21 protein-coding genes are annotated in these 20,877 nt (G+C 66.4%); 15 read left to right on the top strand and 6 right to left on the bottom strand.

Annotation, left to right across the window (positions count from 1 at the left end; translation table 11 throughout):
- The 8 genes from B0T44_RS14980 to B0T44_RS15015 are packed head-to-tail and all read left to right on the top strand — an operon-like array spanning position 1 to position 5,942.
- The gene (locus B0T44_RS14980) at positions 1-1,095 is read left to right on the top strand and encodes a 2Fe-2S iron-sulfur cluster-binding protein (RefSeq protein WP_175648111.1); all 1,095 of its coding nucleotides are present in this window, start codon (positions 1-3) and stop codon (positions 1,093-1,095) included.
- A 24-nt stretch (positions 1,096-1,119) separates the two neighbouring features.
- Entirely contained in the window at positions 1,120-1,440 is a 321-nt protein-coding gene (locus B0T44_RS14985) for a Rieske 2Fe-2S domain-containing protein (RefSeq protein ID WP_217697546.1), read from the top strand.
- Between the two features lie 33 nt (positions 1,441-1,473).
- Complete coding sequence (locus tag B0T44_RS14990) at positions 1,474-1,683, top strand: tautomerase family protein (protein WP_077120359.1); 210 nt, start codon at positions 1,474-1,476, stop codon at positions 1,681-1,683.
- A gap of 48 nt (positions 1,684-1,731) precedes the next feature.
- The gene (locus B0T44_RS14995) at positions 1,732-2,448 is read left to right on the top strand and encodes a 5-oxoprolinase subunit PxpA (RefSeq protein ID WP_139347962.1); all 717 of its coding nucleotides are present in this window, start codon (positions 1,732-1,734) and stop codon (positions 2,446-2,448) included.
- 42 nt (positions 2,449-2,490) lie between these two features.
- Positions 2,491-2,736: an acetyl-CoA carboxylase gene (locus tag B0T44_RS15000; RefSeq protein WP_077120363.1), complete on the top strand. Its 246-nt coding sequence runs from the start codon at positions 2,491-2,493 to the stop codon at positions 2,734-2,736.
- Positions 2,737-2,742: 6 nt separating this feature from the next.
- Positions 2,743-4,101, top strand: a complete 1,359-nt coding sequence (locus B0T44_RS15005) for an acetyl-CoA carboxylase biotin carboxylase subunit (RefSeq protein ID WP_077120365.1) — start codon at positions 2,743-2,745, stop codon at positions 4,099-4,101.
- Complete coding sequence (locus B0T44_RS15010) at positions 4,094-4,984, top strand: 5-oxoprolinase subunit B family protein (RefSeq protein ID WP_077120367.1); 891 nt, start codon at positions 4,094-4,096, stop codon at positions 4,982-4,984. Before B0T44_RS15005 ends, B0T44_RS15010 begins: the two co-directional genes overlap by 8 nt.
- Positions 4,974-5,942, top strand: a complete 969-nt coding sequence (locus tag B0T44_RS15015) for a 5-oxoprolinase subunit C family protein (RefSeq protein ID WP_077120369.1) — start codon at positions 4,974-4,976, stop codon at positions 5,940-5,942. Before B0T44_RS15010 ends, B0T44_RS15015 begins: the two co-directional genes overlap by 11 nt.
- A gap of 47 nt (positions 5,943-5,989) precedes the next feature.
- Here B0T44_RS15015 and B0T44_RS15020 read toward each other — a convergent pair whose 3' ends face one another.
- Both B0T44_RS15020 and B0T44_RS15025 read right to left on the bottom strand, forming a co-directional pair.
- The gene (locus tag B0T44_RS15020; protein WP_081512169.1) at positions 5,990-6,982 is read right to left on the bottom strand and encodes an acetyl-CoA carboxylase biotin carboxylase subunit family protein; all 993 of its coding nucleotides are present in this window, start codon (positions 6,980-6,982) and stop codon (positions 5,990-5,992) included.
- On the bottom strand, positions 6,979-7,995 hold the full coding sequence (locus B0T44_RS15025; protein ID WP_077120372.1) for a 5-oxoprolinase subunit B family protein: 1,017 nt from the start codon (positions 7,993-7,995) through the stop codon (positions 6,979-6,981). Before B0T44_RS15025 ends, B0T44_RS15020 begins: the two co-directional genes overlap by 4 nt.
- 191 nt (positions 7,996-8,186) lie before the next feature.
- Between B0T44_RS15025 and B0T44_RS15030 the strand changes: the two genes are divergently transcribed.
- Positions 8,187-9,323 carry a PucR family transcriptional regulator gene (locus B0T44_RS15030; protein ID WP_077120374.1) on the top strand — a complete coding sequence of 379 codons (1,137 nt, stop codon included), beginning with the start codon at positions 8,187-8,189 and terminating at the stop codon, positions 9,321-9,323.
- 15 nt (positions 9,324-9,338) lie between these two features.
- Here B0T44_RS15030 and B0T44_RS15035 read toward each other — a convergent pair whose 3' ends face one another.
- Positions 9,339-9,728 (bottom strand): SRPBCC family protein, encoded by a 390-nt coding sequence (locus B0T44_RS15035; protein WP_077120376.1) that lies wholly within the window; start codon positions 9,726-9,728, stop codon positions 9,339-9,341.
- A gap of 251 nt (positions 9,729-9,979) precedes the next feature.
- On the opposite strand from B0T44_RS15035, the gene B0T44_RS15040 reads away from it, so the two are divergent.
- Positions 9,980-11,422 carry an NAD-dependent succinate-semialdehyde dehydrogenase gene (locus tag B0T44_RS15040; RefSeq protein WP_077120378.1) on the top strand — a complete coding sequence of 481 codons (1,443 nt, stop codon included), beginning with the start codon at positions 9,980-9,982 and terminating at the stop codon, positions 11,420-11,422.
- Between the two features lie 45 nt (positions 11,423-11,467).
- Positions 11,468-12,307, top strand: a complete 840-nt coding sequence (locus tag B0T44_RS15045; RefSeq protein WP_077120381.1) for an HpcH/HpaI aldolase/citrate lyase family protein — start codon at positions 11,468-11,470, stop codon at positions 12,305-12,307.
- A 14-nt stretch (positions 12,308-12,321) separates the two neighbouring features.
- Here the strand turns inward: B0T44_RS15045 and B0T44_RS15050 are convergent, their stop codons facing one another.
- The gene (locus B0T44_RS15050) at positions 12,322-13,572 is read right to left on the bottom strand and encodes an NAD(P)/FAD-dependent oxidoreductase (RefSeq protein ID WP_077120383.1); all 1,251 of its coding nucleotides are present in this window, start codon (positions 13,570-13,572) and stop codon (positions 12,322-12,324) included.
- A 152-nt stretch (positions 13,573-13,724) separates the two neighbouring features.
- Here B0T44_RS15050 and B0T44_RS15055 point away from each other — a divergent pair, with 152 nt between their 5' ends.
- Entirely contained in the window at positions 13,725-15,287 is a 1,563-nt protein-coding gene (locus B0T44_RS15055) for a PucR family transcriptional regulator (protein ID WP_077120421.1), read from the top strand.
- Between the two features lie 194 nt (positions 15,288-15,481).
- Positions 15,482-16,444, top strand: coding sequence for a DUF8129 domain-containing protein (locus B0T44_RS15060; RefSeq protein WP_077120385.1), 963 nt, complete (start codon positions 15,482-15,484; stop codon positions 16,442-16,444).
- A gap of 238 nt (positions 16,445-16,682) precedes the next feature.
- On the opposite strand, the gene B0T44_RS15065 is transcribed toward B0T44_RS15060, so the two are convergent.
- Positions 16,683-17,483 (bottom strand): aminoglycoside adenylyltransferase domain-containing protein, encoded by an 801-nt coding sequence (locus tag B0T44_RS15065; RefSeq protein WP_077120387.1) that lies wholly within the window; start codon positions 17,481-17,483, stop codon positions 16,683-16,685.
- Between the two features lie 39 nt (positions 17,484-17,522).
- Here B0T44_RS15065 and B0T44_RS15070 point away from each other — a divergent pair, with 39 nt between their 5' ends.
- Together B0T44_RS15070 and B0T44_RS15075 are read left to right on the top strand one after the other, a co-directional pair.
- A complete protein-coding gene (locus B0T44_RS15070) occupies positions 17,523-18,473 on the top strand; it encodes a phosphotransferase (RefSeq protein WP_077120390.1) in 951 nt (316 codons plus the stop codon).
- 145 nt (positions 18,474-18,618) lie between these two features.
- On the top strand, positions 18,619-19,548 hold the full coding sequence (locus B0T44_RS15075) for a class I SAM-dependent methyltransferase (RefSeq protein ID WP_425436884.1): 930 nt from the start codon (positions 18,619-18,621) through the stop codon (positions 19,546-19,548).
- 50 nt (positions 19,549-19,598) lie between these two features.
- Here the strand turns inward: B0T44_RS15075 and B0T44_RS15080 are convergent, their stop codons facing one another.
- Entirely contained in the window at positions 19,599-20,864 is a 1,266-nt protein-coding gene (locus tag B0T44_RS15080) for an amidohydrolase (protein ID WP_077120392.1), read from the bottom strand.
- Positions 20,865-20,877 lie beyond the last annotated feature (13 nt).

Here is a 20,877-nt window from a genome sequence, read left to right on the forward strand (position 1 = left end):
ATGCGCACTTCGGAGCACATCAGCCGCTCTTCGAGCAGCGCTCCGGCAGGGTTGCAGCAGGCAGGCAACGTCACCACGGTGACGACCGCCGACGGCCTGTCGTTCCACTGCCCGGAGGGCGACACACTGTTGCGTGCCGCCCTCCGGGCCGGGATCCCGGCCGCCTACGAGTGCAACAGCGGCGGCTGCGGGACCTGCAAGATCGTTGTCCACGACGGGCAGGTCGACCAGCTCGACCCCGACCCACCGGGCCTGTCCGACCGTGACCGGCGCAAGGGCAAACTGCTCGCCTGCCAGTCGGCGCCACGCACCGACTGCACGGTGAAACTGGCCGCCGCCGCTTCCTGGCCTGCCGGGCACGTGCGACCGCAGCGCCTGGCGGTGCAGGTCGTCGCCGTTCGTGAGCTGACGCACGACCTGCGGGAGATCACGCTACGGGCCGATGCGCCTGCCGAGTTCCTTCCCGGCCAGTACGCGATGCTCAGCATCGCAGCCGGGAGCGCCGAGGGAGCGCAGCCGCAGCCCGAGCGGGCGTATTCGATGTCGAACCTGCCGAATCCGGAGGGGCTGTGGCAGTTCCAGGTGAAACGGGTGCCCGCAGGTCTCGTCTCGCCGCGGCTGGTCGACGAGGTGCGTATCGGTGATCGGATCTTCCTCGACGGCCCCTATGGCCATGCCCATCTACAGCCGACCGATCGTGATGTCGTCTGTATTGCGGGCGGGTCCGGGCTGGCGCCGATGGTCTCGGTCGCCCGTGGTCTCGCGGCCCGGGACGACGCGGCCGACCGGCGGCTGCACTTCTTCTACGGCGGGCGGCGCGAAGAGGATATGTGCGCACGGGAATTCGTGGAGGAGGTGACGTCCAGCCTGCGTCAAGCCTCGCTGGCCGAAGCGATCTCCGAAGAAGCGACGAATGGTTGGCGTGGAGCCCGCGGCTATGTCCACGAGCTGGTGGCCGACTATGAGTTGCCCGGCCTCGCCGACCACGAAATCTATGTCGCGGGCCCGCCGGTGATGACGGACGCGGTCGTCCGGTTCCTCGTCCTGGAACGCCAGGTGCCTGCGGAACGCGTTCATTTCGACCGATTCTACTGAGGACCAGCAATGGCATTCGAACATGTGACCACGTTCGACGACCTGTGGGAGGGCGAGATGGAGTCCTTCACGGTCGGCGATCAGGAGATCCTCGTCGCCCACCTGGAAGGCGGAGAGGTGATCGCCACGCAGGCGATCTGCCCGCATCAGCAGGTGGAGCTCGTCGAAGGCGAACTCCAAGGCAATTCCCTGACCTGCAAAGCGCACCTGTGGCAATTCGATCTGCCGACCTGCAAAGGGGTGAATCCGGGACATGCGCAGCTGGCGAAATTCCCGGTGAAGATCGAAGGCGAAGACATCTACGTCGATCCGACCGGAGACACGCCCAAGGTTGCCCATTCATGACACCGTTGCCGCACGACTCTACGAGGAGGCCCTATGCCTTTCGTCCGCATTGATTGGTTTCCGGGACGGTCGCTGGAACAGAAGCGTGAAATGGTCGCGACCCTGACTCCGGAAATAGCCAGGATCGCGAAGTGCAAGCCCGAAACCATCCAGTTCATTTTCACCGATGTCACTCGGGAGGACTGGGGTCGAAACGGTCGATTGTTCTGCGACTACTACGAATACGAGAACGATCCCGAATAACTTCTTCGCCGAAATCGCGAGGAAACAACACGTCACAAGGGGAACATCATGGTTACGCTGAACGCGGACATGGGTGAGTCGTTCGGAATCCACACATTCGGAAACGACGACAAGCTCGTGGATCTCGTCGATACGGTCAATGTCGCCTGCGGATTCCACGCGGGTGATCCGACGGGAATGCACGAGACGGTCGCCAAGGCGCTCGCCGGCGGCGTCACCGTCGGGGCGCATCCTGGTCTCCCGGACCTCGTCGGTTTCGGGCGCCGTGAGATGAAGCTCTTCCAGGACGAGGCGGCCGATATCGTGCGATACCAGGTCGGTGCGCTCGTCGCCTTTCTCAAGGCCGAGGGCGGAACACTGGACCACATCAAGGCCCACGGTTCGCTGTATGGCATGTCGTCGCGGGACCCGGAACTGGCCGAGGCCATCGCGAAAGTCGCGGCCGAATACGAAGTTCCGATCTTCGGCATCGCCAATACCGAACACGAAAAGGCCGCACAGAAGCTCGGCGTGCCGTTTGTCGCCGAATTCTATGTCGACCTCGGTTACCGTGCCGACGGTGGTCTGATCGTCGCGCGCCGACCCCACGCCACCCCGGTCGACGAGGCGACCGAACGCGCCCGCAAGGCGCTCACGGAGGGTATCGCAACGGCGGTCACCGGTGAGGAGTTCCCGATTCGCGTCGACTCGGTCTGCGTACATTCCGATACTCCGAACGCCATCGAGATCGCCCAGGCGGTCCGTAATGTCCTGTCCACTCTGTAACGGCACCGAGCGCGCGTCGCTCCCGATTCGAAAGGCACTTCCGTGAGCGAGCACCACGTCATCTCGCCGTTGCCCGGCGTTTTCTACCGATCACCCGCCCCCGGTCAGCCGCGGTTCGTCGAGACAGGCGCAACTGTCGATGCGGACCAGACGATCGGCCTCGTCGAGATCATGAAACAGTTCACCGAGATCAAGGCCGGTACGTCGGGCGTGCTCACATCGTTCGCGGCGGAAGACAACGGTACTCTCTCGCCCGGCGATGTGATCGCCGTCATCGAAACGAAGTGAAGAACCATGCGTAAGTTACTCATCGCCAACCGAGGCGAAATCGCGGTAAGGATCGTGCGGGCCGCACGTGAGCAGGGCGTGGCAACGGTCGCGGTCTACAGCGAGGCCGACAAAGACGCCGAACATGTCCGGGCTGCCGATGAGGCAGTGCTGGTCGGGCCGGCTCCGGCGACGGCGAGCTACCTCTCGGTCGATGCCATCCTGGCCGCGGTCCGGTCCAGCGGCGCCGACGCCGTACACCCCGGATACGGTTTCCTTTCGGAGAACGCCGACTTCGCTCGAGCCGTCCTCGATGCCGGTGCAGTGTGGGTCGGGCCGAGCCCGAGCGCGATTCGCGAAATGGGCGACAAAGTAGCCGCTCGCAAGAGCGCCGAGGCAGCAGGCGTCCCCACCGTCCCCGGGTCGGTGGGTGAAGTACACGATGCCGGCGAAGCCGAGCAAGTGGCCGAACGCATCGGTTTCCCCTTGGCCATCAAGGCAGCGGCAGGCGGTGGTGGTCGCGGTATCCGCGTTGTCGAAAAACAGGAGGATCTGGCCGCCGCGATCAGCACCGCCCAGGCCGAAGCCCGCGCGGCGTTCGGTAGCGATGCGGTGTACGTGGAGCGGTTCATTCCCCGCGCCAGGCATGTCGAGGTGCAGATCTTCGGCGACGGCAAGAACGCTGTGCATCTCGGCTTACGGGACTGTTCGATGCAGCGCCGCAGGCAGAAGGTTGTCGAGGAAGCCGGGGACCTCGGTCTGCCGGAGCGGATCGTTGCCGGTATGTCCGAGTCCGCGGTGCAGCTCGCGGCCAGCGTCGGTTACTCCGGAGCTGGCACAGTCGAGTTCTTGTTCGACGAACTGCGCACCGAGTACTACTTCATCGAGATGAACACCCGCATCCAGGTGGAGCATCCTGTCACCGAGATGATCTACCAGCGGGACCTGGTGGGTGAGCAGCTCCGGGTTGCTGCGGGCAACCCGCTGTCGTTCACCCAGGCCGACCTGGTCCCGTATGGCCATGCGATCGAGGTCCGGATCAACGCGGAGAACCCGCAGCTGAACTTCCTGCCCAGCCCGGGGACCATCGAGCGGTTCGATCTGCCTGCGGGCCCGTTCGTTCGCGTGGACAGCGGTTTCAAGGCGGGTTCGGTGGTCGCACCGTTCTATGACTCGATGCTTGCGAAGGTCATCGTCTGGGGCAACGACCGCCCCACCGCGCTGGCTCGTATGCAGCGTGCCCTGCAGGAGCTCGCGATAGAGGGCGTCACCACCACGGCTTCTTTCGTGAGTGCCGTGCTCGCGGCCGAGGACTTCCAGACCGGCCGCTACCACACGACATGGCTCGAGCAGTGGATGACCGACCTGGAGGCGGCCGATGCCTGACCAGCCGACAACTCGCTACTCCTGGGGCGCCGATGAGCACCTCGTCGTCCAGCTCGCCGAGGAGATGACGCTGGCGGCGAACTTCACCGCGATGGCGATCAGCACCCGGCTGAGCGAACGGAGCCTCGACGGAGTCCTCGACATCTGCCCCGCGAACGCCTCGCTGCTCATCCGATTCGATCCCGACCGGCTGGAGCCGGCGACGTTGGAAGGCGTCGTGCGGGATATCGAGGCCGAAGTCGCGCAGCAGACACAGCCCGCGATCCGCACCCGCCTGCTGGAGATCCCGGTCTGGTACGACGACCCCGTCACCCGTGAGGTCGGGGCGAAATTCCGCGACCGGCATCAGCGGCCCGAAGGCAGTGACATCGAGTACGCGATGGCCGAGCTCGGTCTCGGTTCGGTCGAGGAGTTCATCGATCGGCACTCGTCCGCCCCGTGGCTGGTGTCGATGGTCGGCTTCGTCGCAGGCCTGCCGTTCATGTTTCAGATGGTCGAGCGTCAGTGGCAGATCGAGTTGCCGAAGTACCTGCGCCCCCGGACCGAGACACCGAAACTCACCGTCGGTCACGGTGGCTGTTTCGCCTGTATCTACTCGGTGAAAGGCGCCGGCGGCTACCAGATGTTCGGGCTGACCCCGCTGCCGATCTTCGACCCGGAACGGAAGCACTCGGTCTTCGCTGAGTCCATGGTGCTCTTCCGGCCCGGAGACATCGTCAAATTCCGCCCGATCGATGTGGCCGAGTACGCACAGCTGGAGGCTGCGGCGGAGCGCGGCGAAAACGTCTACAAGTCGGTCCGAGTCGATTTCGAGCTCAATGAATTCCTGGCCGCCCCCGACGCATACAACAAACACCTGTTGGGAGCTCTCGATGCACGTTGAGGTCATGGAGGCGGGCCTGGCGACGACCGTGCAAGATCTCGGTCGAAGCGGCGCGTACAACGTCGGCATCCCGCCCTCCGGGGCACTCGATCAGGAATCGGCCAAGCTCGCCAACCTGCTGGTGGGAAACGAGGTCGACGCCGCCGTGCTGGAAGCTCCTTATCTGGGCCCACGGCTGGCCTTCACCGGACCCTCGGTGGTCGCGGTCACCGGCGCACAGGCGCAGGTGATGCTCAACGGCACCGAAGTACCGGCGTGGGAAGCGTTCCAGGTCGACGACGGCGATGTGCTCTCTTTCGGCTACATCCAGAGTGGGGCCCGCCTCTATATCGCGATCGCAGGCGGTTTCGACGTCCCGCTCGTGCTCGGGTCCAGGTCCACCTACGGGTTGGGCGCCCTCGGTGGGTTCCAGGGACGTTTGCTGCGAGCAGGGGACAAGCTGCCCGTAGGCGCCGCGGTCACCGGCTTCGTGCCCCGATCGATCCCCGCCTCCGCACGTCCTGGCTGGTCACGCGAGGTGGAGTTGCGCGTGGTGCTCGGGCTGTACGACTACCGTCTGACCGGCGAAGCGACCGAGGCCCTGCTCGAAACGGTATGGACGCTCACCCCGGTGGCCGACCGGACCGGATTCCGGTACGCGGGGGCGAAGCTGGCGTTCAAGGAACGTGAACAGCCGTTCGGTGCAGGATCCGACCCGTCGAATATCGTCGATGCGGGCTACCCCATCGGATCCATCCAGGTCCCGAGTGGATCCGAACCGATCATCCTGCACCGTGATGCCGTTTCCGGCGGCGGGTATGCCATGGTGGGCACCGTCATCAGCGTCGATATGGATTCGGTAGCGCAGTCGGCGCCGGGCACGAACACCCGCCTGCGCGCGGTGTCGCTCGACGAGGCGCTGCAAGCCCGACGCCACGCGAAGACCCGTTTCGCGAATCTGGCAGACAAGCTCACCTGAGTCGTGGCCCGCGCCGCTGCCGGCGGCGCGGGCCACGACCTCGCCTGTTACGGAACCCGGACCGTCCGACGCGGATCCACCGTGAAATCGACGCGCTTGTTCAAGGCCAGAGCCTCTTCGTAGTCGACTTCCCGGAAACGGATGGTGTCGCGTCCCGGACGCATCTGCCCGACCTTCCACAGTGCGCAGTAAGGGACGGTGGCTACCACCGCGAAGCCGCCTGAGGTGTTGCCGTCCATACCCAGGATCGTCAGCACATCACCGTTCGCCAGCACACCGCCCGCGGGATATGCGGCGTCGAGAACATTGGACGGGTGGCCGCCCGCGGTACCTCCGTCGGGTCGCGCCCAGGTGAACCGGTGCGGATTCAGGCGGGTGCTGATGCGGTCGGAGTTCAGGTCGACCCGCCATTGCCTGCGCAGCAGTTCCGCCCAGTCGTCGTCGGTCAGGTAGTCGGGGCTGGCGTGCGGCCCCTGGATGATCTCGACTTCCCAATCGGTCACGAATCGCGGGCGCATCGACTCGGGAAGGCGTCGGCGGGGGAGCCGGGCCCTGCTGCGGGTCGAGAGCAGATCGCCGCGGACCAGCGCCCGGCCCTCCACGCCACCGATGCCTGCGACGAGCGAGGTCGCCGCCGACCCGTAAACCTCGGGCACCGCGATGCCGCCGCGGACCGCGAGATAGAGCCGGAACCCTGGGCCGCCTGCCCCCACTGTCCGCAGTATGTCGCCGGACCGCACGTCGAGCGTCTCCCAGGCCGGGAACGGTATGTCGTTCAGCAGGACCGCGGTACCGTCCGGTGCGGCGATCGCTATCTGGGTATCGATCAGGAACGCGACCGACAGCCCGATCTTGGGAACTTCGAGGGCCGGGGCCCCGACGGGGTTGCCGACGAGAATGTTCGCGGCACGCATCGACACATGGTCCATGGGACCGGCCGCAAAGTAGCCCAGCGACGTCAGTCCCAGGCGTCCGGGCCAGGCCTGGACGGTGGTCTGCAGGCCAGGATCGATGATCTCGATCGATGTCCGGATGCTCACGGGACCTCCACTCTGCTGGCGGCCAGCTGACGTTCGGCTACGATGGCGGCCGCCTTGGGAGCGAGACGGGCGATTTCGTCGAGATACTCCGCGACGACGAAGTCGTCGTCGGCGATCTGGTACTCGTAGCTGCCTTCGAACACGCGCAGCCGCAGGGTGAGCAATTCTTTTTCGGTAACCCGGGTGAATGTCACCCGGTCACCGACCTGGAACAGATTCGACCGCGCGGCGACGGCCGCCGGGGCGGTTTCTCCCGTCCCGCTGTCCGAATTACCCGCGGAATTACCCGCGAAATTGCGGTTCCACAGCGGCAGGGTACGGCCGAACAGTTGATAACTGCCGGGCGCTTCGACCGGGTACAGCACGACGCAGGGTCCGCCGATGCCGACGGCGCCCTCCGCGGTCCACATTCGCGCAGGGTTGTATTTCGGCGCCGAGATCTGGGTCAGCGGGTCCATCGAGAACAGCGAAGGAAGCCCGGGAAAGTAGCCGATGAAGGCATTCCACCAGGTCGTTGCGAGGAAACGAGCGAAGAACTCCTCCCGGCTGGGGAAACCGTTGTAGCGCACGATGTAGTCGATGTTGTCCCCGTCCCTGACATTGGGCGCGTCGTTGCGGGTGGTGATCCGGTAGTACTTGACGGCTTCGCGGGTCATTTCGTCGTCGAACGCGATCGGGAGCGTCACTGTGCGGCTCGGCAGGACCAGTGACTCCAGATCGGGTGCGGATCGCTCGCGCGCGATCACTTCCTGCAACAGCCGGGTGCGTGAGATGCGATCCGGATCGAACGTCACCATCATCGAACGGAAGCCGGGCGCGGTATCTATCACGCCGTCGACCGGGTCGGTGACAAGAGCCTGGCGCAGTGCGTGGACACGGAAGTTCAACCGCAGGTCGACCTCCATATCGCCGTATTCGACCAGGATCTGGTGGTTACCTGCCTGTCGCACCTGCACGGCCGGCCGTGAGAGGCCGCCCGGCAGCGCGTGCAGAACCGTGCGAGAGGAGGGCATTGCTGTCCGATCTTGTCGGGGAGGTCAGGGCGATATCCGATACTGCTTCGAATGATGGCCGGTGTCGACTGTGGTGCAATGCTCCGCTGTGTACAACAGCGGGGCCACGTCGCTCCACGTCGGCCAGGCCTTGCCGGTATGCCCATATCGCATGCTGGGAGGCCACGAATCGGAAGGGGGTCGCAGCCACGATGACCGACTCCGCTGATGCGGTTGCCCGCGCGCACCGCGAGTTGGTTCGCGCATCGGTTGCTGCCCAGGGCACCAGAGGTATCGCCGAGCGTATCGCTGCCATGGTCGGCGGCTGGATGCTGCTGCTGGACGGAACCGGTGCTCCGCTCGCTTCGATCCCGGAGGGCGCCCGCGCTCACTTGGCGCTGGTGCAGACCGAGCTGACCCGGTTCGCTACCCGTGCGCGCCCCACCGCGATGTCGCTCACCATCCCAGGGGAGACCGTATCGATCCGGTCGGTCGGAGTGGCCGGACGTATTCGTGGTTTCATCGCCATCGGGCGGGCGAATCCGCTCAACGCCGTCGAGCGCTCGCTCGTCGACACGGCGACCTATCTGCTCGCCGAGGACCTGCACCGCAGCGACGAGCTGCGGCAAGCTGCGCGAAACAATCGCCTGGCTGTACTGCAGCTGCTGCTGGGCGGCCACGCCGAGGTCGCCCGCACCACGAGTGAGACCCTGCGTGTTCCCATCCCCGACGGGCAGGTCAGGGCCGCCCTGCTCGGTGTGCCGCGCCGCCACGCGCTCGATCTCCTCGAGGCAGCCGAGAACGACCATGCGCTGCGCCGGATCGAGACGGTGATCGCGGAGCTACGGCCGGGCCGAGTCGGGATCGTGCTGCCGACAGCCGAGGGTGACGTACGGACGCTAGAGGCGATCCTGCGCCGGGTGCCGCACGGCCGTGGCGCCGTGACCGATACGGTCGAGGTGGCCGAACTGCCGGAGGCATGGCGGCGAGTGCGCGGTGTCTTCGAAGCAGCACCGGACAAGCCGGGAAAGTTGTATATGGCCAGGGATGTTTCCGAGGCGGGCCTGCTCAGGCATCTGAGCGGGCCCGATACCCGGGCATGGGCGCAGGCGGCGCTGGCACCGGTCACCGAACTCGATCAGGGATCCAAGGTCGATTTCTCGCAGACGTTACGCGCCTTCCTCGCCCACAACGGTCAGGCAGACGCTTCCGCAGGTGCCCTCGGCATCCACCGCCATACGCTGCGCTATCGAATGACCCGCATCGCCGATACGCTCGGTCGCGATCTCGACGACCCTACTGTTCGGGCCGAATTGTGGTTCGCGCTGCAGCTGTATCCCGGCGACTGACCGCAGCGATACGGCTCACACCAAAGCGTTCCGCAACCCTTCCAGACCTTCGGCGCACGCCGGTCCGAACGCGTCCGCGAGGTCGGCGGGCTCGATCTCGGTGCTGTACACCACCAGCGCGCGGTCTTCGCCGACGTCGAGAACGTCGACTGTGCCCAGATGGTCGGTGATCGGGAGGTCTCCGTCGACCACCCGGTACTGCAGTCGGCGCAGCTGGTCGTCCAATGTCACAACGATTTCTTCCAGCCGGCTGCCGTCCTGCAGCGTGACCGTACGGCGTTGCTGATCACCGGTGGAAGCGATGATTGCCGGAAACCAGCGGCTGATGCCGGGGACGTCCCGGACCAGCTGCCACACCGCGTCGGGGCTTTGGTCGATCAGTACATGGGAGCGAAGTGTTGCCATAGGGTTCCTCTGCTGTCGGCGTGACTACTGTCGATCGGCTACCAGCCTGCCCGACTCCGGGTGTGCGGCGAGTGCGCAATCTGGACAGGTCCGCACGAGCTGTTGTGACAGACGGCGCATTTCAGCCGACCCTCGGAGTTGACACCCTTCTCCGGGCCGGTGGTGGTCCGCTGCTGAGCACGGTGCTGCGGCGTCGAGCCACCACCAGCGCACGAATCCCGGATCGGAAAGCGAGAGCGGAGTTGCGCGATATGAATTTCTTGGAGACGGTGCCCACCGGCCTGCTCATCGGCGGCGAGTGGCGCGAAGCCGACGACGCGAGCCGCTTCGTGGTGGAAGATCCAGCGACGGGTGACCCGCTGGCCTATGTTGCCGACGCAGGCGCTGCGGAGATGGCGGCCGCGTTGGACGAGGCGGCGAAGGCTCAGGAAGCCTGGGCCGCCACCGCACCCCGGTGGCGCTCGGAATTGCTGCGAGCGGCCTACGAGGAGGTCGTTCGGCGGGCCGAGGACTTCGCTCTGCTGATCACACTCGAGATGGGGAAACCTCTGGCCGAATCGCGCGGCGAGGTCCGCTACGGCGCCGAGTTCTTGCGCTGGTTCGCCGAGGAAGCGGTGCGCATCGGGGGCCGCTGGTCGCAGTCTCCGGAGGGCACGACCCGTCTGCTCACGATGAAGGAGCCGGTCGGGCCGACGTTGATGATCACGCCGTGGAATTTCCCGCTCGCCATGGCGACCCGCAAGATCGCGCCGGCGATCGCCGCCGGGTGCACCATGGTGCTCAAACCCGCCGAACAGACACCGCTCACCTCGTTGGCGTTCGCCGAGCTACTCCGGTCGGTGGGGCTGCCCGCCGGTGTTCTCAACGTCGTCACCACCACCCGTGCCGCCGAGGCCATTACACCGCTACTACAGGACTCCCGGCTGCGAAAGCTCACCTTCACCGGGTCGACAGCGGTCGGCAAACGGCTGATGGCGCAAGCAAGTGACCAACTTCTGCGGGTGTCGATGGAACTCGGCGGCAACGCGCCGCTACTGGTCTTCGCCGATGCGAACATCGACCGCGCGGTCGAGGGCGCGATGATAGCGAAGATGCGCAACGTGGGGCAGGCGTGCACCGCCGCCAATCGCCTGCTGGTGCACGAGTCGGTCGCCGCGGAGTTCGGTGCCCGGTTCGCGGCCGCGATGGCTGCGCAACGGATGGGCCGGGGCACCGACCCCGACGTACAGGTCGGGCCGCTGATCGACGAACGGGCGCGGGAGAAGGTGGCCCGGCTGGTGTCGGACGCCGCCGCACACGGTGCGCAAGTGCTCACCGGCGGTTCCGTACGCACAGGAGCGGGCTACTTCTTCGAGCCCACCGTCCTGACCGAGGTCGGCGATCACGCCATCACCCGGGAGGAACTGTTCGGTCCGGTGGCGCCGATCTCGACGTTCGTCTCCGATGACGAGGCCGTCGCGATGGCCAATGCCACCGAGTATGGGCTGGCCTCGTATGTCTTCTCCGAGAACATGTCCCGCATCCTGAACGTCGTCGAGGGATTGCAGTTCGGCATGGTCGGCGTCAACCAGGGCGTGGTGTCGAACGCCGCCGCGCCGTTCGGCGGTATCAAACATTCCGGCTTCGGCAGGGAAGGCGGAGCCGAGGGCATCGAGGAGTACCTCGCGACGAAGTACGTGGGTATCGCGCCCTGACCTCACCAGTGATCGACCGCCCGTTCCGACCCGGAAGTTGCTGTGATGAACGACCACGCCACACCGATTCCCACACCCAAGGTGACCTTCGAATACGCGCGCTCTTGGCTGCTGATCGCCGCGAATGATCTCGATCTGTACGAACCGGGCTTCGCCTCCCGAGCAGACGTCGTCATTCTGGACTTGGAGGACGGCGTTGCCGCACCGGACAAGCCGAATTCCCGCTCGCATGTGGCCGAACGGCTACGGACCGGACACCGTGCCTGGGTTCGAATCAACGACGCCGAATCCACGTTCTGGTCCGATGATCTCGCCGAACTCGGCGATATGCCCGGATTGGCGGGAGTGGTTCTTGCCAAGACCGAACACGGCGATCAGGTCGACGCGACCGCAGCCCGGCTACCCCGCGCTCTGCCGATTGTCGCGCTGATCGAATCAGCCGCCGGGCTCGAAGCGGCGGCGGATATCGCGGCTCGTACCGCCACCTCGCGGCTGGCTTTCGGCAGCGGCGACTTCCGGCGCGATACCGGAATATCCGACGATCCGCTGACCATGCTGTATCCACGGTGCCGGTTGACCGTAGCGAGCCGCGCAGCCGGCCTCCCCGGACCCATCGACGGCCCAACGGTATCTCGGGATCTCGAGGCACTCGAAACCGAAACCGGTCATGCTGCGGCAGCAGGAATGACGGGCAGGCTCTGCTTGCGGCCCGAGCAGACCGGTGTAGTCGATCGCCTGCTGTCACCGTCGAGAGCCGAGGTCGACTGGGCGAGAGAATTTCTCGACCAGCACACCCAAGACCCGACACCTGTTCGGGACGGGTCTCACCTTCCCCGGTTGGCGCGTGCCACGAAGCTGGTGGAGCTGGCTCGGATCTACACATAGCAGGTGTCTCGAGGTCAGCGCAGCGGGTTGAAAGGAGCCAGCTCGGCCGGGACACGGCCGGTGGCGATGGTGTCGGCGAGCAATCGTCCGGTGGCTGGTCCGAGGGTGATGCCCCACATGCCGTGACCACCGGCAACGAGCACCCGGCGAGAACGGGTCCGGCCGATCAGGGGCAGCCCGTCCGGGGTGCATGGGCGTGAGCCCACCCATTCGTCCTGGCGGGAATCGAGGTCCGCACCGCGCAGCAGCGGGCGTGCGGTGTCGGCGATTGCTTCGATCCGCCGCCGGTCCAGCGCTGCCTCCGGGCTGCGGAACTCCATCATCCCTGCCACGCGAAGCCGGTCGCCCAACGGCGTGCACGCCACCCGCTGCGCCGGGAAGTACACCGGCCCGGCCGGTACATGATCCACGGCGACCGAGAAGCTGTAGCCTCGGCCGGCTTGCACGATGGTCCGCACCCCGAACCGGCGCGCGAGCCCACCCAGCCACGCACCAGATGCCAGCACCACCGAGCCGCAGCTGAGGGTTTGCGCCCCGACGGTGACCCGCACCTGCGGCCCGTCGTCGGAGATCGCAGTGACCTCGCCGTCGCGAATCTCCCCACCGCGCTCGCGCACCGCGTCGGCCAGTTGCCCGACATAGCTGCCCGGATTGATGAACCGCTGATCGTGCAGCAGGACGGCCGCGCCGATCTCGTCCGAAAGCGATGGCTCGATCTCCTGCGCATCCTTGCCGGTGAGGACATCGAATCCGATCTCCTGCCCGGCGGCACGGATGTGTTCGAGCTCTTCGAGCATCACGCGCCGTTCGGCCTCGGTGCGATAGGCCATGAGAAAGGTTTTGGCTTCCTCGGTGCGCCCGCGCACCCCACCGTCGGCGAGGATATCGAAGCTCTCCAGGGCGAGCCGGTTGATCGGCACCAGGGAGCCCATCGCGGAACGCCATCGTGACTGAGTGCTGTTGCGCGCGAACCCGGCGAGGAACCGCATCAGCCGAATATCGGCGCTGGGCGGGATATAGACCGGTGACGACGGGCTCAGCATGGTGCGTAGGCCGTACCGCAGGACCGCCGGTTCGGGCAGCGGGATACTGATCCCCGGCGTCAGCCACCCGGCATTGCCCCACGATGCGCCGCCGGCCACCCCGACCCGATCCACCACGGTGACCTCGATGTCGTGCTCCTGCAGGAACCACGCCGTGCACAAGCCGACCATGCCAGCGCCGACGACCACGACGTGTTCGCGGGGCTTGTTGTCTCCGGCCATGTCCGCCTCCTGATGCGCGATATTGCGATGTCGACTGCCTCGATCGTCGGGCTGGCGCGGTGGCCTGTCATCGTCGAGTCGCTCCAATGAACACGCGTCTGATTGTGGTCTCAGTACGAGTGCCAACTAAAGCAATGTGCGAGGGTGGCGCCATGATTCGGATCGCAGAGCTGGTGGAGGCGCTGGGCGGGGCACTGCTGCACCGACTGGTCGAAGGGGCCGAGGATCGGGTCGGCGATGTGGTGATGGGAGAGCGCGACGAGATCGTCGCAAACCGTCCCGGCGCCCTCATCCTCGGTGCCGGGGTGCACGCTCCCGACGACGCGGCGGCCCTGCTGTCCCGCGCGGCCGATGTCGGAGCCGCGGCCGTGGTGCTGCGCGCCCCGATCGACGCGCGGCTCGCCGAGCATGCGGCCGAACTCGGTGTCGGCTTGCTCGAGTTGCCACGGCAGGCATCGTGGACCCACCTCGTGTGGCTGACGCGCAGCGTCCTCGACCGCTCGCTCGGGGTGATGGCAGCACGGGACATCAACGTCTACAGCGAGCTCGTCGTCTTCGCCGATGCCGCGGCGGGAATCGTCGGCGCGCCGGTAACGATCGAGGACGCGCAATCGCGGGTGCTGGCGTACTCGGCGGTCCAGGACAGCGCCGACCCCGCCCGGATCTCCACGATCGTCGGTCGCCGGGTACCCGACGAGGTGACCTCGTATTTCCGTTCCCGCGGCGTCTTCCGCAAGCTTCATCGCTCCAGCGAACCGATCTGGGTCGAGGCAGGCCCCGATGGTGTCCTGCCGCGACTGATCATCCCGGTGCGCGCAGGTGGTGAACTGCTGGGGTCGATCTGGGCGGTGGCGACCGAGCCGGTACCGCAGGAGAAGGTTCGGGAGCTGACACAGGCGTCCGCGACGCTTGCTCTGCACCTGCTGCGGCTGCAGGCGCAGACCGGCGCCGCCGGGTGGATGGTCGCCGAACGGTTGCGGTCCGTGCTGCTCGCCCCGGCATCCGATGCGCAGGCAGCGCGGACATGGCTGCCGACGGGCCCCTTACGGGTGGTCGCGCTCGGCGCATCCGAAACCGGCGACGATCCGCACCATCGCCTCGGCCTGTGGGAGTCGATTGTGCGGCGCTACGGGTGGGGGCAGCCGCTGATCACCGACGTCGACGGGGTGCCGGTGACGGTCGTCCGCGCGGCGGGTACACCTCGTACGGTGGGGAGCTGGTCATGGTTGCGGGCTATCGCCGCCGAGGTGTACGCCCATGACAAGTCGATGTTCGTTGCGGCTGGTGGCGAGGCCGACCGGGTGGAAGCGTTGCCCCGGTCCCGTGCGGAGGCGGTTGAGGTGAGCCGGCTGATCGTGGACGGCCGGGCAGGCGGTCCGGCGCTCGGGCTGGAGGAGGTGTGGCATGAGGTGACCCTCGAGCGGGCCGGTGCCGCGATGCGGACCGAATCCGGGTTGCTCGGCGGGCCGGTGCCGCTGCTGCTCGAACAGGATCGATTGCGTGGCACCGATTTCGCCGCAACTTTGCTGGCCTATCTCGAACATTTCCGCAGGCCGGCTGAGGCGGCGCGCGCCCTGCACATTCATCCGAATACCCTGCGCTACCGGATGGGGCAGATAGGGCAGCTCGTCGATATGGAGCTCGACGATCCGCGGGTTCGTTTGGCGCTGCAGTTGCAGCTCGTCGCGACCGCGCGGACTTTGGACGCCGAGTGAGCTGCGACAAGTGAGACAGCTGCGCCGGCCTCGGTCGGATCCCGTGACAGCCCTCTCATGCCCGGTTGGAGTGGTGTATTCCGGTCGGGCTGGGACGTAGGGGAGCGGGTTAGCGGATGGTAGTGCGGGTAGTCGCGGTAACGGTGCACCTGGCACCGACCGGATGCTGTTGACGCCGAAAGGACGAGATCCGTATGAGCACCCGTGACACCACTACCTTATTGGCGCAGCTGCGCGCCGTCCTCGAATTGACCAACACCGAAATCCAGATCGCCGAAACCCGGATCGCGCAGGCCAGGACCGAGGCGGTGCGCCGCGAGTTGTCCGCGAACGCCGATAACGCCCGCGTCCGTGCCGCGGCCATCGAGGCCGCTCTCCGCGAACTCGGCGGCGTCCCGGAGCTGATCGGCCCCTTCCTCGGGCGGGTCGCCGCCGCGGTCAAGGCGATGGTCGAACAAGCCCAGCCGTTCGACGAAACCCTGCTCGGGGACCTCACCCTCGAACACCAGCTCCTCGACCGTGCCCGCTACATCAAGGTCCTCGCGACCACCACCCAGCAGCCCGCCGTCGTGGCATTGGCGGAGCGGTTGATCACCGCGCACTCGGCGACCGTGGACTGGCTGACCACCGTCCTGGCCGAAGACGCACTCGGCGGGCCTGCCGCATTGCGCCGTTCCCCACTCCAGGCGGCCGCAGGCACCGCAGTGAAGCTGGTCAACACCCCGGTCACCTGGTCTGCCCGTGGCCTCGACCGGGTGCTGGACACCGTCCGTGCTACCCCGCCCGCGCTCGGTGAGCTGCTCGCCCAAGGCGCGCAGGCAGGCGATGTCGCCGTCAAAACTCTCACCGCTTCCCGCGACGCCGCTCTCGTGACCGCCGAGCAGGTCACCCGCCGCGAAGGCGCCGATGCCGCCGCCGACGCACTACATTCGATCCGCACCGCCACCGGCGTCCTCGAACCCGGCGAGCTGCCCATCAGCGACTACCCCGATCGGAACGTCAGCCAAGCTGTCGCCGCCATCAAGGAACTGACCGAGCCCGCCGACGTACGAGCGATCGTCGCCTACGAGGAAGCGAACAAGAACCGGCAGGGCGTCGTCTCTGCCGCTCAGGCCCGGCTCGCGGCGATCGCCCACGAAGTCGCCGGCCTCAGCTGATGCCCCTGCTATACATCCGCTCGCGCCCTTCCGTGACCCTGCACGGATCACAGCGCCGCATGCGAAGCCCTTGGGTTTGTTTCTCTTGCGACAGCAGGGAAGCCGCTCCAAGGGCTTCGATGACTAGTGTGTACGGCACCGGTTGCGTTGGCGCTGGACGCCAGCGGGCAGAATGCTCGCTGGGCTGTCACCTCCGGGCAGGTGACTACACCTCCGCGAGCCAGTACTGGGACCGCGCTCAGATGCCGATCGCTTCAGCGGTTTCTTCGACGCGTTCGCGTACCCAGGTCAGGAATGCGCGCACATCGGCCGCGGGCAGTGTCAGCGGCGACGAGCGAGGGCGCTGAAAACTGCGCAGCGCAGTCATGACGAGGGGCCGGAAATCGCTTTCGGTCAGGGCGATCGACCGCGCAGCGCTTCGTTTGGCCGACCATCGGCCGGTGCGGCAGAACACCACGGATCGACATCCGTTGAGTACCTGGTTGTCCGGCAGGTGACCGCCACCGTCGGTATGTTCGCGAACCGAGGCGAGAATCGCCGCGAACAGGTCGCGTCGGGAGGAGGTCGCCACGATCTGCCCGATCGGCCTCCCATGGAGGAGAAGCCCGCTCTGGCGCGCAATGGAGCGATCGATGACGAACCAGAAAGCCGGGGAATGCTTCGCGTCGAAGTCGGCGCGGTCCGGTAACAGCGGGCCGGTGTTGAGGTTGAGGAGATAGCCGGCCTCGGCGGAGGGATGCACGGTGAAATCCGAGCCGTAAACCACCAGCTCCAGCCCGGCCGCAGGACAGGGGAGGGCGGGGTGGGCGAGTGATACCGCGAGTTCGCGCAGCGTGTGGCCGGGCAGCGACGGATCGACGACGACCATGATATCCACGTCGCTGCGTCCGTGCCGGTAGTCCTGGAGCGCGATGGAGCCCACCGCGCAGACCGTGATGAGGTGAGGCCCGCACACGGTGCGGGTGCGCTGAACGAGCTCTCGCAGGTATGGGCGCAGCTCGACAGGCAACGATCGAGCGTCCACGAGAGAACGTGGCATGCAGCCAGTATCCACACTGCGCCGTGAAACGATGGGGCCATGTCCGGTTTCATGGGTCCGCAACATCTCGCCCGCCGCACCGCCGCTGCAGTCGACGCGGCTGTCGGAGCAGGGCGTGATCTCGGGCTCACCGTGACCGATGTCGCGGTGCTGCACGACCTGTTCTCCGTGGTTGTCCGCCTCGCGCCCGCACCGGTCGTGGCCCGGATTCCCACCGTCTTGCCGCACTACGCAGGCCTCGATTCCCTGGCGCGCCGACAGCAGGCGGAGCTGGACGTGACATGGTGGCTCACCGACCAGGGGACCCCCGTGATCCCTCCCAGTCCCCTCGTGCCGCGAGAACCCGTGCAGCGCGACGGGTTTTCGATGACGTTCTGGCAGTTCGTCGAGGAAGACCGAGACAAAGAGCCCGACTACGTGGCGAACTCCGAAAGCGTCGCCGACCTGCACGCTGCGCTGCGCGCATACCCGGGACGCCTGTCGTTTCTGTCCGCGGCCGAACCGCGGTTCGTCACAGAAAGTCTTGCTCTGCTCGACAAACGCCCCGACCTCATCGGTCGCTCCGAGCTGGACCGCGCCCGTCGCGAGTGGCAGGTCCTGGAACCTCTGGTGCGCTCGCGTACGGCGTTCGGCGAAGCGTTCCCGGGGGTCGACATCCAGCCGATCCACGGCGACTCCCCACCCGCGAACATCTTCCCCGGAGTGGACGGGGATCTCTACTCCGACTTCGAGCTGGTCACGTTGGGTCCCGTCGAATGGGACCTGGCTGCCCTCGGCCCCGTCCACGAATCCGCCTACAACCGCGGCGCCCAACGCAACGGCTCGAGGCCGTTGCGCCGGGATGTCCTGGGCTTCGTGAACGCCGTGGGGATGCTGCGGGCCATCGCCTCCCTCGCACTCGCGCCGCAACTGCCCCCGCTGGTGGAGTACCTGAAACCGGCCGTCGACCAATGGCAGACGATGCCTTTCGCCGGCGGCCTGGCCGTCTGACATCAACGAGTACACTGCGGCCCCCTGACTGTGCCGGCCGGTCATAGAATTGTCTGCGGTTGTTGCTTCCGGCTTGCCATGGGCAAGCGAGTTCGGCCGCAGAGGCATCGGACATGATCTTGCCGACCGAACAATTGTCACGTCCATATCTGGCGACGATCGGGGAGGAGTTTCAGCTATTCGTACCGACGGAGACGTATGGGACATCGTCACCAGCGTGGGACTCACCGCGCTGGGGGTCGCGACGTTCCGGGCACTGGAATCGGCCCATCCCGATCCATTGATCCGCGACGACTACGCGGCGCTGTTCGTCCATGCTGCGGGCGAACAACATTTCCTGGACCTATTGGACGACCCGCCGAAGATCGGCGATACGCCGCTGATTCCCGGATTCATGGGATTCCGGACCAAATTCTTCGACGACTTCTTCCTGTCGGCCGCCGCGGACGGGGGCCGGCAGGCGGTGATACTGGCCGCAGGGCTGGATGCGAGAGCCTACCGGCTGGACTGGCCCACCGGCACCACCGTCTTCGAGATCGACCAACCCAAGGTGCTCGAGTTCAAAGAACGGGTCCTCACCGAACATGCGGCAACACCGAAGGCCGATCGTCGGCCCGTGGCTGTCGACCTGCGTGAGGACTGGCCTGCGGCGCTTGTGTCGGCGGGACTGAACCCCGAGGAACCCACAGCGTGGTCGGCCGAGGGCCTGCTACCGTATCTGCCCGGCACGGCACAGGACGCACTGTTCGAACATATCGACGAACTTTCCGTCCCCGGCAGCCACCTCGGCGTGGAAAGTGCCCCGACGGGCGCCGAGACGAAAAATTTCGCGGCCCTCGAATCCAAGTACTTCGACAAGAACCCGTTCGGTGATATCGACCCGACCGAACTGTTCTACCGCGACGAACGAACCGACCCGGAGCAGTGGCTGCTGGGAAACGGGTGGTCGGTGCGCGCCGCCAGCTCGGCCGAGCTGGCGGCCGCATACGACCGGGCGGTTCCTGAACTACCCGACGAGATCGAACAGGAGTGGCAACGGCCGCGGTATCTGTCCGCGGTCCGCGGGCCGCGCTGAGGGCGGACACCAGCGGCCGTCTGTTCTCGTGCCATCGGATGAAGACGCTGTCATGTCCGCGCCCCCTGCAGCCAGGCCAGCGATGCCACGACCAATGCCTTGACACCCGTATCCAGGGTCGGCTGAACGACCGGGGCGAAGCTGGGGTTGTGGTTGACCGGGATGTCCTGTTCGATGGTGCCTTTCTTCTCGGCTGCGGCGTACGTTGCCGGGTCGGTGCCGCCGAAACCCCAGTAGGTGAACGGGACGCCCAAGGCCCGGGGGATCATACTGAAATCCTCACTACCCATCATGAGATCCATATCATGTGCGGCATCGCCGAAGTACGTCTTGAACGCGTCGGCGACCCGTGCGGTGGTCTCGGGGTCGTTGACGGTCGGAGGGAACGCGTTGACCTGCGTGAATTCCGGTTCCTTCGGTGAAAGGGAAGCCGTGCACTCGGCCCGCACGATGCGCTGGATCGCCTCCAGCACCTGCTTTCGAACCTTGTCGTCGTAGGTGCGCACATTGATCTGGAAGGTGGCGGAGTCGGGGATGACATTGGGGCTCACACCGCTCGTGATGCTACCCACGGTGAGTACGGCAGGGGCAGTGGGTGCCACTTCCCGGGAGACCACTGTTTGCAGCCGCACCACGATCATCGCGGCCAATACCACCGGGTCGACCCCGTTCTGCGGCTCGGAGCCGTGCGTGCCGTGCCCGTACACCGTGATCCGCAGGCTGTCTTCTGCAGCCAAGGCCGAGCCGGCGCGGGTGCCGAGATAACCGGACGGATACGGGAACACATGCTGGGCCAGTGCCACATCCGGTTTCGTGATCTTCGAGGCGAGACCGTCGTCGACCATGGCGCTCGCGCCGTCCCCGTTCTCCTCCGAGGGCTGGAAGAGCACGAGCAGTGTGCCGTGCCAAGCGTGCTTCGCGTGCGCCATCAGGTACGCGAAGGTCAGCATGCACGTGACGTGCATATCGTGCCCACACGCGTGCATGACCGGCCGCTCGTCGCCGTTCTGGTCGGTGGTGGTGACGCTCGAAGCGTACGGCAGGCCGGTGGCCTCCTCGACCGGCAGCGCATCCATATCGGCGCGGAGCAGGACGCTCGGCCCCTCGCCATTCGCCAATGTGGCAACCACACCCGTCCCACCCAGACCAGCGGTGTCGTCGTAGCCCCACCGGCGCAGCCGCTCGGCGACCCGCCGCGAGGTGCGGTATTCCTGTAGGCCCAGTTCGGGGTGGGCGTGCAAGTCCTTGTAGAAGTCTTCGGCAGGGCCGCGGACGGCGGAGAGACCGTCGAGGACGGTCGTTACGGAATCGGACATGATGGACCTCCGG

This window comes from Nocardia donostiensis (assembly GCF_002081715.1).
Lineage (GTDB): Bacteria > Actinomycetota > Actinomycetes > Mycobacteriales > Mycobacteriaceae > Nocardia > Nocardia donostiensis.